Genomic DNA, 16,775 nt, shown 5'->3' on the forward strand with positions numbered 1-16,775 from the left:
GTTAGTAGGCTTTTTTAAGCTAAGTTTATTTTCTTGTTAGTGACTATGAATCATCTTTTATTTTTTCTGGTAATTCATTTTGGCTATCAGACTGCTTGTATTGCCTCATCCGCTTATCAGGTTCTTTCGACTTGTTATTCTTCTCTGGTTTTACAGGGCTATCAACAATCTCAGGCGGTGTTTTTCTCCCAACACTAACATCCTTACTTTTACGATCGACCTCTCTAAAGTTTGGATCTGATACATTACCTGTTAGCTCAAAGGTGAATTCAGAAACCACTTGCGATTTAATCACTTGATCAATAGCAACGCCAGCCAAAAAGGTCACAGGATTCAATGTAGCAATCCAAGCTAGCACAGGCAAACTTGATGTTAGGTTAGGCTTATATGACATTTTATAATCCAATATTCCAGTAGCTAAATTGGTATTCCCTGTCATATATAAATCACCTGCAGTACCATTCATTTCAGTACTGTCAGTATACAAAACGCCCTTTTTAAGCTGATACTCACCTTCAATGGCGCTATAGAACATACCATCACTAAAAATGTCCCTAAAATCTAACGTTAACTTTCTTACTAATGACTGCAAGCTCAACACTGAAAATATGCGTGCTTTATCACTCACATCAGCTAAATAGCCATCGTCTATATCAGCACTAAATTGACCATTACTTTGTGCTATTTCAAAATCATGTGGTCCGCCATTCCAATTTAAATTGAAATCTAGTACACCACCGCTGTCTCGAATAATGGACTCATAGCCTAACTGGTTTAATTCATTTTCAATACTATCAACTTCTAAATCACCGCTAAATTGAGTAATAGATTCTTGTTGGTTATGTCGCCAATTACCAGAAAAGCCTAAAACTGTGTTATCACGTTTTGCGATAAAATTATTAAACTCAATGAGATCATCATGTGCTCGCTCAACAGAGAAACTAACTTCTCCTAAATTTAGGCGGCCAATTTGACAGCGATCACAGCGAAATGATATTTTTGGAATGTTATTAAATACAATATCATTAGTGATAATATCAGATACTGTATTTTCAGGTTCATCACCTATCTTGTCTTGTTCAGCCTGCTCAATAATTTTAGGGGTTAAATGGACAAACTCAGCATTTATATCAACCCCTTGCTCATACCAGTGAGGATAAAACTTCAATTGGCTGCGTGTTTCTTTGGCATTTAACTGTAATAACCACCAATCTTCTTTATCAAATAAATTAAAGGAAACATTGTTTAAAGTTTGCCCTAAGACGGTTAATTCACCAATTGTCCCTCTGATACGCTCAGGTACCGCAAATAAAGGTGAAGCATTGTTTTGAGCATCATCATGATTAGGCTCATTTGTTTCACTAACTGAATCAATAATATCACTAATTAATGGCTGCCAATGAGAGAACTTAGCTTGTTCTAGCTTGGTAGTAATATGAAAACCATTCATTGGCAACAGCATTTTCTCATTACCCAAGACCAAATGGGCTCTGCTAAAACGGGTCTCTTCATGATTTAGTACACCATAAAAACTCATCTCTTCACCAAGTTGTGCATTGATGGTTGAACGTGCCATTTGCCCGTTTGCAGTGACTACAAAGCTGTTTTTTTGTTCGGCTTTTTTACCGTAGGGTTTAGGTAGGTGAAGTATACTGCCCGCTAAGTCTGAAGAGATGGCTAAGTTATATGAAAAGCCTTCTTGATGGTGTTGATGTAATGACAAAGTACCAGACCAAGGCAGCTGGCCCGCACTATACTTCTTCAATAAATCAGGCACATGTTGCTGATAATCAGCTTCTTGCCATATGGCTTGCATAACAATGTCAGTATCATAATAATCATCTTTATTTAGGCCTTTGACATCCAGATTAATTGGTAATCCTTGCCAAAGTAATGATAATCCTTTTGTTGTTATGACTTCATTTTCAAAGAATAACTGGCCATTAACTTGGCTAAAGTCCATACGTGGCGTTTGTAAAGCGACTTGATTATCCGCAAAATTTATTGCACCACTCGCGACACTTTGAGAAACATCTTTCAGTGGTAATTTTAATGAGAAGTCGCCACTTACATCACCCGATATTTGTAGCTGCTCAAGTGTCGCACCAACGGTATCTCTTAATGGGCTTTGATCCATTAAGTTTGCTATATGATCTGCGTTAGATGGTTGTATTTTTGCATCGACTTTTAACAATTGTTCACCGGATAGCTCATCAATCCCAGCACGAACACCAGTAACATCAAGTCCTGAAAGCAAGCCTTTACGGCCAGTTATCATCATTGAGTTATTTGTGAAGTTTAGATTGGCTGAAAAGTCAGAGATTTCTGGCCAGTCACTAGCAAATTTAAAGGTACTATCGGTTAACTCGGCATCAACGACAAAAATACCACTGCCATCGGAAAACGGAAAATGAGATAACGGCCCGTTTACTAAAACTTGCGCTTGCTCAATAGTGCCATCAACTATTGCTGAGTTTAAATAACCAACCAAATTATCACTCATCAATGATAATGGATAATAATGTCCGGCAAGAGCCGCATTACCTTGCTGAATGTCAGCCATTAAGGCCATCGTTGCTTCACCATCATTGGGTGAATCAACCTCTACCTGTGCAGAAAGCTTAAGTTCTGAGGAGGCAAAATCGAGGGAATTTACCGCTAACCGCCAACCTGTCTCCATAAAAGAAACATTTAGCTGTGCGGCAAGTGTTTGATATGAGATTGGAGCAACAAAATGCTGAGCAAAATCTAAAGCACCTTCTTGTCCATTGATATTAACAAACAATTCTTTACCAGCATAACTGACATTGCCATTTAGATTTTCTAGCGCAGGAATACCGTGGCTAAATTGATTAGATAAAGAAGAAAAATCAGCAACTATTTGTAAATCATCAGAATGACTCGCTAAGTATATGTCTGTGACCTGTCCTGAAAGTGATAGTTGGCTAAAGAGATCTCGCGTTCCTTGATCTTCTGTGATTAATGGGCCTATTTGCCCTAGTAATGATAAGTCTACTGATGATACATATGCAGAAAACATATCATTTAACTTATTCATTGAAATAGTAAACTCTTGCTTTGGTTGCTCATTAAATTGCAACATCAATGGCGTACTAAACAATCTAAAGCTTTTGGATTCCTTCCCTTTTACTAAAAGTAACTGCCCTTCGCCTAAACTTAGTTTTTGTTGTTTTTCATTAATAAGCCACTGAATATTGTTTTCATTGAGTTTAGCTTGTAATCGTTCTACAGCACTGTTTCTAACATTTAACCAAACTGCAAAACTAATATCTGATTTGGTATTGTCATTTTCAACTGCTAAAACAGAGTCTAACCAAGGGGTTATATCTAAATTGTTCGCTTCAACATAGATTTGACCACTGAGATCTGCACTATTCTCTCCAATCAGGTTTAGAGAAAGTTGCACATTATTAGAGCTCAATTCATTAATAACTATGCTGCCTTGAGCTTGATGCAAGTCATCTGTGTTCAACCACTGCAAATTATTAATATGAATATCACGTTTAAGAGATTCATTGTGCACAACAATATCACTATCATGAATCGAGAATTTATTTAATCGATTAAGAAATATATTGGTTACCATTGAGAAACTATCAGCATCTTCATTAGCTTCTTGGCTAGGAGTATTACTTTGTTCAGAGGCTTGATTCGACCATAACCCTTGGTCTACTTTAACATTAGCGCCTTTTATGACTAAATTGCTCGACACTAATCGTTGCTGAGTTAGTGAGCCCCAAAAGTCAATTTTTGATTCAATTCTTTCAATGAAGACAAACGCCTGCTCGGTATCAATTAGATTAACGTTATTAACTATAAGTACAGGACCAAAACGTTGCCAAGTCATGCTTAGCGAACCGATACTTATTTGAGTTTGATTGTTGTCATTGATGTAGTCTTGCAAATCAGCACGATAATTACCTACATAAGGCAGTAGTAATCGAAATGCACTAAGTAGCACTGCGACCATTACCAACAAAATGGCAATGGTTTTATACAGGCGATTTAGCCAACGATTCGATACACTAGTTATACTCATTTAGGGGTTATTTTCCTAATTACACTTATGCTTTAGATTTACATTGTTAATAAAAGTTAGTTTTAGTTGATAAATACTGCTGAACTTGATCACATCATAACAACATCAAATTGCTCTTGATTATACATCGGCTCAACTTGAACTTTGATTAACTTGCCAATAAAGACTTCAACTTCACCTAGGTTATGATACTCATCGTTAACTAAAAACTCACTAACGGCAGGTGAAGCATAAACGATAAATTTATCAGCATCATGGGCTCTATTAACTCGGACAATTTCTCGCAGTATTTCAAAGCAAACAGTTTCAACGGTTTTTAAATTTCCACGACCTGTACAAACTGGGCATTCATCACAAAGTACATGTTCTAAGCTTTCACGCGTTCGTTTTCGGGTCATTTCAACAAGACCTAATGAAGAAAAGCCTTGTATAGAGTATTTTACCTTATCTTTGCTCATTGCCATATCAAGACTATGTAACACTCTGCGTTTGTGGTCAGCATCATGCATATCGATAAAGTCAACAATGATAATGCCACCTAAATTACGTAATCTTAATTGTCTTGCAATTGCTTGTGTCGCTTCAATATTAGTACTGAAAATTGTATCTTCTAAATTACGGTGTCCAACAAAAGCACCTGTATTAATATCAATGGTTGTCATGGCTTCAGTTTGATCAATAATTAAATAGCCACCAGACTTTAATTCTATTTTTCTGTGTAGTGCTCGTTGTATTTCTCTTTCAACAGAGAACAAATCAAATATTGGTCGCTCACCAGGATAGTATTCAAGCAATGAGGTTAACTCAGGTACAAACTCTTGAGTAAAACCTGCCAGTTGATCATAGGTTAACTTTGAATCAACGCGAATGCGTTCAAGTTCGATACCTACAAAGTCTCTAAGCACACGAGAAGATAGTGGCAAGTCTTGATATAAAGGCAACTTTACTTGTTTGCGTTGTTTGCGCTCTAACACTTTCTGCCAAACACGACGTAAAAACTCAGCATCATGTTTGAGCTCTATTTCGCCAGCGCCTTCACCCGCTGTTCGTACAATAAAGCCTTGATGTTCATCACAATACGGGCTAACAATAGTTTTTAAGCGTTTTCGCTCAGCTTCATCTTCTATTCGTTGCGATATTCCTGCGTGAGTTGCATGGGGCATAAGCACTAAATAGCGGGATGCGATAGTTATATCTGTTGTTAATCGAGCACCTTTAGAGCCAAGTGGATCTTTCACCACTTGCACCATAATATATTGCCCTTCATGAACAAGAGAGCGAATGTCAGCTGTTTGCTCACCCTCTTCTTTGAGCATTAATTTAGAATTGATATCTGAGGCGTGTAAAAATGCTGCTTTTTCTAAGTTAATATCAACAAAAGCTGCCTGCATACCTGGCAACACTCGAATCACTTTACCTAAATATATGTTACCAACAATACCGCGCTTTGCTTCTCGCTCTATATGCACTTCTTGCAATGAGCCATTCTCAATTAAAGCAACACGTGTTTCACTTGGCGTGACATTGATTAATAATTCTGCGGTCATGATTGCTGCCTTAGTTGAAAATCTGAGAAAGAAAAAATGTCTTAAAAGCGAAATTTACTCTGTAGACATTGGTAAAATACTTGATAATCCCGCCTTTGATAACATTTGAGCACATTCAAATAACGGTAAACCAACAACGGCAGAATAACTGCCCTGAATTGACTTAACGAACTGTCCAGCTATGCCTTGAATTGCATATGAGCCTGCTTTATCTTGTGGCTCTGCAGTCTGCCAATACTGTTTTATTTCATCTTCCGTTAAGGTTTTGAAAAATACTTTTGTCGTTACGACATCGCAAGTAATCGAGTTTTTGCCGACTAAAGCAATGGCTGTTAATACCTGATGACTTTTTCCAGACAGAGAAGACAACATTTCAATGCTATCTGCTAAATCTTTTGGTTTACCAAATATTCGTTCTTCACACACCACACAAGTATCAGAGCCTATTACTAAACTATTGTCTTGATTAGCCAATAAATCAAAAACATATTGCGCTTTTTCTTTAGCTAACCGCTCAACATAGCATTCAGCATTTTCATTGCCATATTGAGTTTCGTCGATATCAGCAGCAATAGTTTCAAACTGATAACCTAACTGACTTAATAAACTTTTTCGCCGAGGCGATTGCGAAGCTAATATTAGTTGTTTGTTCATAATTACATTATCTTAAAATGACGACGTACACGACGTAATAACAAAAACACCCAAGGCCACAAGACAACACTGGTAATTACAGGATATAAATAGCTCGTTAAAAATACGGCATCATTTAAAAAGCGTTGCATCCAGAAAACCAGTAAGTGATATAACGCCGCAAGTACACCAATAATTAATGCTTGCTGCCACACGGAAAAGTTACGAATCTTTTGAAAATTAACCACCACAATATAAACAGACAAAGCCATTGCTGCTGCATGTACACCGAGTACAGAGCCTAACAAGACATCAAGGATAAAGCCCATAAACCAAGCAGTAATAATATTAATCTTACTGGGTAATGCTAAGCACCAGTACACTAATACAATTAAGACCCAATCAGGTCGAAAGGCATCAACACTTAATGGCATTGGCATAATACTCGCCATGAGCGCAATGAGTAGTGTAAAAACAATAATAATGCCGTTATGAGAAAACATTATTTACGCTCCGACTGGTTGATAGCTTTGCTTGAATTATCACTCGTTGTTTTCGGTGCGAAAATACTGACAGGCTTCTCTTTTGATAACAATAACACATACCTTAAACGATCAATCTGCGCCACTGGCTTACTAAACACTCGCATGAACTCTCTAGTTTCGTCATTGCTGACACGGCTTACTCTTGCAACAGGGTAGCCCTCAGGGTATTTTCCGCCTAGCCCCGAAGTAACAATTAAATCACCTTCTTTAATATCCGCGCTATGAGCAACAAAATTATGAATTAGTAAATCAATCCTTCCTGTGCCCGTTGCCGTTAATCGCAAACCATTACGCTGTATTCGAACAGGGACGGCATGAGTAACATCAGTAATCAAAATAACACGGGAGCTTCGTGCTCCTACATGTAAAATTTGACCGACTATACCCTTTTCATCAAGTACTGGTTGGCCCTCATACACGCCATCACTAGCACCGCGATTGATTACGACTTGATGGGTATAAGGGTCACTATCTACTGACAATATCTCAGCAAACATTTTTTTAATATCGGGTTTTACTGGAGACGCAAGTAATGACCGTAAACGTTCATTTTCTTGCTTAATGATATTAAGTTGCATTGATTGCTCATGAAATGACAACTCATTTTTGCGGTACACTTCATTTTCAGCCATTAGACGTTGGCGGGTAACAAGATTTTCAGCGCCCCAAGTCATCATCTGCTTTGGCGCATTTGCCATATACTGTAATGGACTTACAATTGATTGTAAGTAACCTCGCACAATATCAAAACTCGACATTTTATGATCAAAAAATATCAAAGCCGCAGAACAGCACAGCACCAAGATAAGTCGGTGCTGTGGAGAAGGGCCATGTTTAAAAATTGGATTCATAGGGGAACTAAAATGCCGTTTGTTAGTGAAGTACCTAAAATAAAATACTTTATCTAAACTGCTAAATTGTCAAAGCTATTCAGTTCTAGTACGAGGCAAAGGCACGGAGTTGGCTTTTGCCAATGAGTACCTTTAACGAAGTAATAGAGCTAAATAACAAAGAGAATTTATAGTTTTTATTCGTAGGAGAACAAATCTCCCCCATGCATATCAATCATTTCTAATGCCTTACCACCGCCACGAGCTACACATGTTAGCGGGTCTTCAGCAACCACAACAGGAATCCCTGTTTCTTCCATCAATAAACGATCTAAATCTTTTAGTAGCGCACCACCACCGGTAAGCACCATACCTCGTTCTGAAATATCAGAAGCCAATTCAGGTGGAGATTGCTCTAAAGCAACCATAATAGCACTAACAATACCTGTTAACGGTTCTTGTAATGCTTCTAAAATTTCATTGCTATTAAGTGTGAAGCTGCGAGGAACGCCTTCTGCTAAATTACGGCCACGTACTTCAATTTCAACTAGTTCTTCACCTGGGTATGCAGAGCCAATCTCATGTTTTATGCGTTCAGCGGTTGCTTCACCAATTAAGCTACCAAAGTTACGACGTACATAATTAATAATCGCTTCATCGAATTTGTCACCACCAATACGAACTGATGATGAATACACTACGCCATTTAATGAAATAATGCCTACTTCTGTGGTACCACCACCAATATCAACAACCATAGAGCCAGTTGCTTCTGATACAGGCATTCCAGCACCAATTGCTGCTGCCATAGGCTCGTCAATTAAATACACTTCACGAGCCCCTGCCCCCATTGCGGATTCACGAATTGCGCGACGCTCAACTTGTGTAGAACCACAAGGAACACAAACTAATACACGAGGACTAGGGCGAAGAAAGTTATTACTGTGCACCTGCTTAATAAAGTGCTGTAACATCTTCTCAGTGACAAAAAAGTTAGCGATTACGCCATCTTTCATTGGTCGAATAGCTTCAATATTACCCGGAGTACGGCCTAGCATTTGCTTAGCCGCAACACCTACCGCAGCGACACTTTTTGAACCACCAGCGCGGTCTTGTCTAATAGCAACTACTGAAGGTTCATTTAATACTATGCCCTGATCTTTGACATAAATAAGAGTGTTTGCAGTTCCTAAATCGATGGATAAGTCGTTAGAAAACATGCCGCGTAATTTTTTAAACATAGGGGCGAAATATCCTATAAAATTGGCCAATTAATTAAAGCGAGTGATCTTCACAATCACAGATCGAACAATCATACCTTAGTATTAAAGGAAAGTGTTGCTTTTTTTGATAGAAAACAAGCGATACCAAGAGAAAATACGTAAAAAAAAGTAACGGATAATATCACCATTACTTTTTTTAATTATGAGTACATTATTCAACCAAATAACTTAATGGATTATCTGTCTACTTCTCGTTGATAAATAATGCGATCATTGCCTCGGTATAAGCCAAACGTTAGCGTAGCATTCGGGTTATCAATAAAGTTACCATCACCCGTCCAATCAAATTTCAACCAAGGCGGTACTTCATATTCGACTCGTAGTGCTCCTTGTCGATTAACTGGTGGTGGCGCTGAAAACTTCAATGCAGGGAAAGCGCCACTTTCTCTGTATACTCCTGCTGTAAATGCGGTAATACCATCCACACTTGCATCGGTATGTTGAGGTTGTAAGTTATCGCCATTATTCAAGTCAACTAAACGATAATCCCATAAGGTTAGACCACCACTACCAATAGCACCTAAGGTCGTTTTATTCGCAATTAATGGTACTAAGCAATTCTCAGCAGGGTTGTTAATGTAATCAACGCCATTAAAGTGTTGAATAAACATCGGCATAGGTAAATCTTGCGTTTCTGGTGCGAAGCTATTCTCCATAAGCCACCGTCCAAAGCGCACTTCTACCCCTTGCGTAACCACTTTCTCTATTGGCGTAATGCTAGCACTTGATCCTGCGTATAAAGCTACGTCATCGCTATCTATAATAGAGTCAATCTCAAATGGAATGTTTGCAGGAAATGGGACTAATTCTGAACGAGCATTATGCTCATAAATAAAGTGATCTGTACTGTTAAAAGTATAAATTAACTCGCCATTGTTTGGGCCAACAACCGGATCATTTCCAGCATTCATTTCAGAAGTAATGTTGACTTTATCATCGGCATCAACAGGAGATTCTCGTAATTGAATATCATCTTGAGTGGGCTCAAATATGGTAATACCTGCAGCCGTTAATTTTGTGAATCCTACTCCAGTATAGTTTTGTGTAACAACATCATTTAGGTTATACGCAGTAATCATAATTTCAGGTGCGTCTGCTGCTGCATAAGTGATAGCCCCTGTTGTTGCTCCACCTTGAGTGATGTTTTGTCCTGCATAGGCCCAGACTTCATTATTACAAACAGCATTATGATTAGCTGATAATGTGCCTGTATCATTTACCGTTTGTAAAAAATATGCAGGAATAAAGCGGCCAACATTTTTTACTAAACCGTTTACAGCTCCAGCTCCTAAGTAATCATCATCATCGATTTTAATGCTGATATCAATAATACCGACTTCACTAAATTTAAATTCATTTTCTAAAACACTATCACTCAATAAGTTAAATGTTTCTTGGGTAAAGTCACCTACATTTCCGGGCAAAGGAGCTGCTAAGGCATGACTAATGTCTAACTGCTCATTATCAAAATGCCGTGCAATAGTATTACCCGATACTGAGGTCAAATCATTAGGCTGACCATCATATGGTGAGCTAATATCTTGTCCGCTCGCCCACTGCACTGCTGTTGCAGTTAACGTAAAAGTTTCACCTGCGGTTTTAAATACCGAGCCATTAGGATCAGGTGCGCCCAAACCATCTTGTGAAATAGCACTGGCATCATTCAGATCAAATTTAAACGCAAACGGGCGCACAACAAACGGATTTGATGAAACCGACAAATCTAAATTTTCAGTGTTTCCTTCATCATCGAACACTTGCACCGTTTTTTGGGCATTAAGTATTAATTTACCGGCATCAGGGTAGTTAATATCAAAAAAAGCTTTTGATTCAGTATTAAAATGCAATTCAGAACTAGAAATTACCTCTGTGATCGGATGAGGGTTGCTATTACTTGTTAGTATTAACTCATTATTGCATTCACTGCTATCACTATGACAAGTATATGAAAGGTTTATCGGTATATCACCACCATCAGGAAATAAGCCTACACATGCACCGCTATTATCATCGGTTTTAACGGCCTGTATAAATAAATTACGAGCATTGTACTCAACATTGGATGGTTTTCCTGATAGTTGCGTAGGAATGCCATCACCTAATGCATTATCAATAATAAAGCCTGCGGCTTTAAAATCGACATCACATGGCGTTCCACTGGTATTTCTACATTCATAACCTTGAGCTAAACTTAACGCCGCGTTACCTACTAGAGTATGAGTATAATCAGTATTAACACTCCCTCCGGAAAAGTTAATGGTCTTTTTAGCAGCACCATTAACTAATAAGTCGACGGTGAAATTGTCAGTATTTAAAGTGTTACAATCTACATCAGCACAAGCGCGAATGGTAATATTATCAGCTTGGCACGTTAGCCCTTCGCCATCTAAGGTATCTATTTCAAAATGATCTAAAATACTCTCACAGCCTGCACTATCGTTCATATCTGTTTGTATTTCAGCAAGTGATAAAACTTTATTGTAAATTCTCACTTCATCATAGTCGCCACGAGAAGAGTAAGGTGACGCTATAACAGAATTACCTGCTTGCGTATAATTGGAAGAGTTATCACCAAAAACAATACGATTAAGTTCACCCAAAGCACCATTAGTATTTCGAGTTTCTTGTATTCTTAAGGTCCCATCAACATAAATTGCAAAACTATCATTGCTAAAGTCCCATGATACTGTGACATAATACCAAGTATCCCTAACACGATTATTACTACCTTCAATTAAGACAAAATCACTATCAGCAGAATCTTCAAAAGCAAACTTTAACCGTCCGTCTTGTTGAATTTCTAAGACAAAAAACTTATCAGGACCAGATATTACCTTACTAGCATCAAAGAGTACTCGTTCATGCCCTTGATCCCAGTCAATTGAACTATTAAACCAAAAGCTTATTGTGCCTTGAATGCCAACTTCATTTATTGTTGGGCCTGCTCTAAAGGCATCTGTTATACCGTTATAATCATTCCAGCTTTCGCTCTCAAAGCCTCGACAATACTTACCATCAGGTGTAGATAAACCACCAAAAATGTTTTCTGCGTGATTATTGTTGCCACTGGTATCGTTTATTTGACTACTAAAATCTGTTTGTTCAAATTTATACTCAGCAATTAAAGAAGAACAAGAAACAGGCGCTCTAGGAGTACCATCGTAATTATTCCCAGCCAATTGGTTGTTATATATCTCTTGTATTTTGCTTAGGGATAACGCTGAATCATAGACTAGAAATTCATCTAAAGGTGCTCTAAACCCCTGTGGTGAACTTGTACCTACTTCATCAAACGAAGTACCAATATACTTGAGGGTGCCTGAAGGCATGCGATTAACCGTATCAACTAACACACCATCAATGTAGAGTTGAGTTTGACCTGCACCGTAAACAAGCATAAGGTGGTGCCAGTTATTATCTAAGTTACCAAATTGGTAAGTACCGTCTGTTGAGCCAGTGCCATCATAAACACCCCATAACCAATTATTTTGGCCATCTAAATATAATAAATCCCCGCCTGCTTCCATCGCCCCTAAAACAAAATACCGATTACCATCAGTAGCGGTTGGCTTTTTAAACCAAGTCGAAACACTGTAGCTTGAAGGAAGCAATAGCGATGTCTCTACATGATGTTGCCCATCCACGATATCAACAGAATTCTCAATTTGACCGTTATAAGCTGTAGTTAAACCGTTTATTGCTGTTCCATGATGAGTACCAATACTATCAATCACTTCTCCAGAAGTACCATTATAGCTACATTGATCAAAGGTATATTCGAGTATTGGCGCTATAGCAGGAACCTCATCACAAAAACCGTGAGGATTAAAGTTATTCAAGTCTGACGTTGAGAATTTAAACTCGCTATCTGATTCAACAACCAGCTTATCTGTCTCAACTGTAATAGCGCCACTAATTTCTACTTCTTCATTAATTTTTATCTCTGGCGATACAAGATATAGAAAAGCCTTAATCTCTGACTCTTTTCCAATTTCTATCTTAGTATCACTTTCAATAACAACCAAAACATTTGCTGGTAAGCCTGATGAGTTTATTTCAGTATTATCAGGCAGAATCACATCATTTGAACTCTTAATATAAACTACAGCCGTTCCGCTGCTATCACCATAAGTCACCTGAGTATTGCTATTATTCCAACTATTGAAAAAGTTATAATCAGTATCTGATAATGAATTAGAATTAAAACTGCCTAGGTTCACTCCACCAGATGGTATGGTAGGGATTCGAGCTTCTGTAACAGCAATAACATCAGCTTTACTACATGTAATGCCATTACATTCACTAGTATCTTTAAATTCACTATCACTATTTAACGCAGTGATTGTACCGAACGGGTTTAATCCTGGGAATAGTACATCACAACTGGGAGGAGGGGCGACATAGGGTGTAATAACACCATTACCAAAATGATCTCTGATGGAGGCATTCGTCGAGCCATCTATAAATAAATTAAGGTCCCTTGTAGTATTGTCTCCAACATCGAATGTGTTTATAGAAATAGTCGTTGACAATGTATTTGCTGCAATTGTTGCTGTTCCAGATGCACCGTTATAATGCGTACCTGCCAGAGCCGTATTATTCAAGGTTTGATAATTAAAAGTAACGTTATTAGTTAAGGTTGAAGATAGTGATACCGTAAAACTTAAAGTCTCTCCTTGCTGAACTGTATCATCAGAAATCGTTAAATATACACCTGAATCACCCTCGTTTGATCCTCCTCCTGTATTACCTCCTGAATTACCATTTCCTGCATTGCCCCAGTTTCCAGTACCATCAGGTGATCTTCTATAATCATGTGAATTTGATACTGATGCAGTCCAATCATATGTAAGGTTACAACTATTATCTCGCTGAGCTGTATAACCAACACTTAAATAATCAATAGTGTTACCACTACTATCTGTCATTAAAATATCAAAAGCTTCATTGCTTGGAATAAAGCTTGTGGGAATTAAAAGGTAAACATCATTTGATAATACGCCTGATGAGAGTGGTAACGGACCACTACACTCCCCTTTTTTACTTCTACATATCTGTACAGACCAAGTATTGTAGGTTGAAGCTGGTATTGATGCATCTAACAATTTGATTTCTATAAAACCAACTTTGCCTGCTTCGTTTAGGGTTACAAAGCTCATAAAGTCTGAGCAAACAGCAAGAACCTGTGTACTCAACAGTATAAGTGAAAGGCATATTGCTTTGATATACAGTTTCACTTACAAACTCCTCGCTTCTACTTGAATTGTACGACTACTGCGAACAACACCAATTGATTGATCAGCAATCGCACTACTACCACACTCCCCAGTACTTGTTAAACGATAGTAGTTCACCATTTCGTGTGTGTTGTACAAATTGCAATTTACCATCGCTCGACAATGATCTAAGCCGTCAACGCCCGATAAATCATAAGTATCATCAGCAGGACATGCATTAGCTCCATTTAAGGGAAAGGTTAACTGTAGATGGGCCTGCATACCCGAATTAGCTGCCATTAGTGCCCGAGTGCCTATGACTTCTTGGGCAATAGTTTCGCTACTTGTCGATAGTACTTTCACTAAAGCACTACCTAACAGTAAAAGCACTATGATAATAAATAATGACAGCATAAGTGCACTCCCCTGCTGAGAGTGCGATTGGGTCATATATCTCTGCCTGAAATGAGCGTTATACTTCATCATAATTTAGCTCTACTACCTGGCTCCGTAATATACTGTTAATTCACTTTATTCTATAAGAACAAAAATCTGTTATTTATTAAAAGGTAACGCTATCTGTCTGACTTAGCAATATTTCTAACTTAGAACTACATATGATTGCTATGGAACATTATTAATATGTACTGCATTATCAAACACGACACGCTCTCCCTCACGGGTAAAAATGAGCTTAATTTGAATAACCGCATTACGTTGTAAAGTGGCATTCACTACAGTAAATGGTAGCTCTCCTTGAGTGTAAGCAAGACTTTCAGCCATTAAGCTCCTACTAGCACCCAAGGCTAGTAAATCATTTGAACCTAGCTGATTTTGCAGCAAATAATAGTTACTAAAGCGCTCTATTTTAGCCTCGCCACCAGTTAAAATGACACAATAGGAAATTGGAGAATTAATAATATAAGCACGGCTTGTGGGTGAATGCGCAGCAAAACTTTCTGCACTATCTAATGTCAAAGTTGCCACCTGAGAGGGCGCTATTGGCAAAGTGTAACTATCAAGTGAGAAGCGTTTGTTGTTATTGCTATTATAAATATCTTGCCCCAAGACATTCGTTGGGTATACCGCTATGGAGTCGTTGCAATTAGCACAGACATAATCATTACCATCAATATCAATAAATGGGATGACCTCTAATGTATCACTATTTTGTGGGCTTACAGGAATATCAGTATATACCGTACTTGCTACTATAGGAGTGAACTCCAAGCATTGCTCAGTGACAGTATTAATTTGTCGTATACTATTAGGTACTGCATTTCGTAATTCTCGATTAAGCCTTTCAACAACAAAGCGCGCACTTGAAATCAACTCATCTCGTTCACTTACATTTAAGTAAGTTTGAGTGGTTAACTTTATAAAACCTGTAATACCCACTGCCATTACCCCAAGTAGGATAATAACAATAATAAGTTCCATTAGAGTAAAGCCTGCGCTTTGCTTAAATAAAGGCCTATGTTTATGCATAAAAGATTGAACTGATTTTTTCATCAAAAGTTCGCCTTATGGCTAGCAAACTCAATATCAGTCCCTAAAGGAGTAGTTACTACTACGGTTATTTTTTTGGCATTTATCGCCGCTAAACCTAAATCCCCGCCGGCGTATTCAACTGAAACATTAAGATCAAAACTGGTATAACCAGAATCTAAACCTGCATTTATCGCGTTTACTTTTAAGGTAAAACCGTCAAAGTCATCAACATCATCAAAGGTATTTACATCATTAGGGTCTTCGCCATCATTATCTCGACCATCAACACCATTATCAGGGCCTAGCGCTATAGAGCATGCAGGTTGATCCACTTCTCCACAGCGATGTCTACCACCAGCCATATCAGAGCGATTATCATATGCCCGACTATTAATATCATTCATTAAACTTTGTGCTAGCTCTGCTGCTTTAATTTGCAAAATAGCATCGGCACTTTGCTCTTCAGTTGGCGCTATTAAGGTAGAAATAATAGAGAGTGAAATCGCTAATACCACAATGGATAAAATGATTTCTATTAAAGTAAACCCTCGGTTTTTTGGTTTAACCTGTTGCGAAAGAAGCTTGTTTTTATTACAGGCCATGAATATAGCCCTCAGGTTCTATTTGTATCGACAGTGTTTCCACACCACTGGCTACGTCAATTGTACAACCATTACCGCAGCCACCAAGAGGCCGACCTAACCAATCAAAAGCGATTACGGCATTTCCGACAAATGACACACTAAAAGTAATATTATATCGGCTATTAACTACATGCCCCGTGATATCTTTGTCTTCATGCCAATCACCATCAAGGGTAATATCATCACAATCATTACGATTTGGCACACCGTAACGAGTATTTTCAATAATTAAATGGTGGCAATAATTATTACCCGAGGCTATATCTTGACGAGTTTGCTGCATGGCACGCTGCTGTGTTAAGCGTAGCGCTGAAATTAACTGCGCCCTATGACTATGCGCTTCATAAGCATTAGTGCCATCAAATTTAGGTAGCACATTAACCGCTAATATCCCTAGCAAGATAATAACGGTCACAAGTTCAACTAAGGTAAAACCAGATTGAGATTTCATGTACTTAATTATACAGCATAAACAAAGTTATATTTTTAACAAAATAAGGCAGTTAAAGCAAAAAAGGAGAGCCGA

At 38.1% G+C, this 16,775-nt stretch carries 11 protein-coding genes; all 11 read right to left on the reverse strand.

Features of this window, described 5'->3' with window-relative positions:
- Positions 1–43 precede the first annotated feature (43 nt).
- Positions 44–4,060: a YhdP family protein gene (locus EPA86_RS04375; RefSeq protein ID WP_140602196.1), complete on the reverse strand. Its 4,017-nt coding sequence runs from the start codon at positions 4,058–4,060 to the stop codon at positions 44–46.
- An 89-nt stretch (positions 4,061–4,149) separates the two neighbouring features.
- Positions 4,150–5,607, reverse strand: coding sequence for a ribonuclease G (rng, locus tag EPA86_RS04380; protein ID WP_140602197.1), 1,458 nt, complete (start codon positions 5,605–5,607; stop codon positions 4,150–4,152).
- Between the two features lie 54 nt (positions 5,608–5,661).
- Positions 5,662–6,261 (reverse strand): Maf family protein, encoded by a 600-nt coding sequence (locus tag EPA86_RS04385; RefSeq protein ID WP_140602198.1) that lies wholly within the window; start codon positions 6,259–6,261, stop codon positions 5,662–5,664.
- A 2-nt stretch (positions 6,262–6,263) separates the two neighbouring features.
- Positions 6,264–6,743, reverse strand: a complete 480-nt coding sequence (gene mreD / locus EPA86_RS04390; protein ID WP_140602199.1) for a rod shape-determining protein MreD — start codon at positions 6,741–6,743, stop codon at positions 6,264–6,266.
- The gene (mreC, locus tag EPA86_RS04395) at positions 6,743–7,636 is read right to left on the reverse strand and encodes a rod shape-determining protein MreC (RefSeq protein WP_140602200.1); all 894 of its coding nucleotides are present in this window, start codon (positions 7,634–7,636) and stop codon (positions 6,743–6,745) included. Before mreC ends, mreD begins: the two co-directional genes overlap by 1 nt.
- Positions 7,637–7,812: 176 nt before the next feature.
- Complete coding sequence (locus EPA86_RS04400; protein WP_140602201.1) at positions 7,813–8,856, reverse strand: rod shape-determining protein; 1,044 nt, start codon at positions 8,854–8,856, stop codon at positions 7,813–7,815.
- Positions 8,857–9,074: 218 nt separating this feature from the next.
- A complete protein-coding gene (locus EPA86_RS04405) occupies positions 9,075–14,135 on the reverse strand; it encodes a LamG domain-containing protein (RefSeq protein WP_140602202.1) in 5,061 nt (1,686 codons plus the stop codon).
- A complete protein-coding gene (locus EPA86_RS04410) occupies positions 14,136–14,564 on the reverse strand; it encodes an MSHA biogenesis protein MshP (protein WP_140602203.1) in 429 nt (142 codons plus the stop codon).
- A gap of 174 nt (positions 14,565–14,738) precedes the next feature.
- On the reverse strand, positions 14,739–15,626 hold the full coding sequence (locus tag EPA86_RS04415; RefSeq protein WP_140602204.1) for a PilW family protein: 888 nt from the start codon (positions 15,624–15,626) through the stop codon (positions 14,739–14,741).
- Positions 15,626–16,207: a prepilin-type N-terminal cleavage/methylation domain-containing protein gene (locus EPA86_RS04420; RefSeq protein WP_140602205.1), complete on the reverse strand. Its 582-nt coding sequence runs from the start codon at positions 16,205–16,207 to the stop codon at positions 15,626–15,628. Before EPA86_RS04420 ends, EPA86_RS04415 begins: the two co-directional genes overlap by 1 nt.
- Positions 16,197–16,700: a type II secretion system protein gene (locus EPA86_RS18420; protein ID WP_140602206.1), complete on the reverse strand. Its 504-nt coding sequence runs from the start codon at positions 16,698–16,700 to the stop codon at positions 16,197–16,199. Before EPA86_RS18420 ends, EPA86_RS04420 begins: the two co-directional genes overlap by 11 nt.
- Between the last annotated feature and the right edge of the window lie 75 nt (positions 16,701–16,775).

Source organism: Litorilituus lipolyticus (genome assembly GCF_006439335.1).
In the GTDB taxonomy this organism is placed as follows: domain Bacteria; phylum Pseudomonadota; class Gammaproteobacteria; order Enterobacterales; family Alteromonadaceae; genus Colwellia; species Colwellia lipolytica.

Excerpts from the sequence above, each read along its gene's own strand:
- EPA86_RS04375 (WP_140602196.1), bottom strand. The coding sequence starts at position 4,060 with ATGAGTATAACTAGTGTATCGAATCGTTGGCTAAATCGCCTGTATAAA.
- rng (WP_140602197.1), bottom strand. The coding sequence starts at position 5,607 with ATGACCGCAGAATTATTAATCAATGTCACGCCAAGTGAAACACGTGTT.
- EPA86_RS04385 (WP_140602198.1), bottom strand. The coding sequence starts at position 6,261 with ATGAACAAACAACTAATATTAGCTTCGCAATCGCCTCGGCGAAAAAGT.
- mreD (WP_140602199.1), bottom strand. The coding sequence starts at position 6,743 with ATGTTTTCTCATAACGGCATTATTATTGTTTTTACACTACTCATTGCG.
- mreC (WP_140602200.1), bottom strand. The coding sequence starts at position 7,636 with ATGAATCCAATTTTTAAACATGGCCCTTCTCCACAGCACCGACTTATC.
- EPA86_RS04400 (WP_140602201.1), bottom strand. The coding sequence starts at position 8,856 with ATGTTTAAAAAATTACGCGGCATGTTTTCTAACGACTTATCCATCGAT.
- EPA86_RS04410 (WP_140602203.1), bottom strand. The coding sequence starts at position 14,564 with ATGACCCAATCGCACTCTCAGCAGGGGAGTGCACTTATGCTGTCATTA.
- EPA86_RS04415 (WP_140602204.1), bottom strand. The coding sequence starts at position 15,626 with ATGAAAAAATCAGTTCAATCTTTTATGCATAAACATAGGCCTTTATTT.
- EPA86_RS04420 (WP_140602205.1), bottom strand. The coding sequence starts at position 16,207 with ATGGCCTGTAATAAAAACAAGCTTCTTTCGCAACAGGTTAAACCAAAA.
- EPA86_RS18420 (WP_140602206.1), bottom strand. The coding sequence starts at position 16,700 with ATGAAATCTCAATCTGGTTTTACCTTAGTTGAACTTGTGACCGTTATT.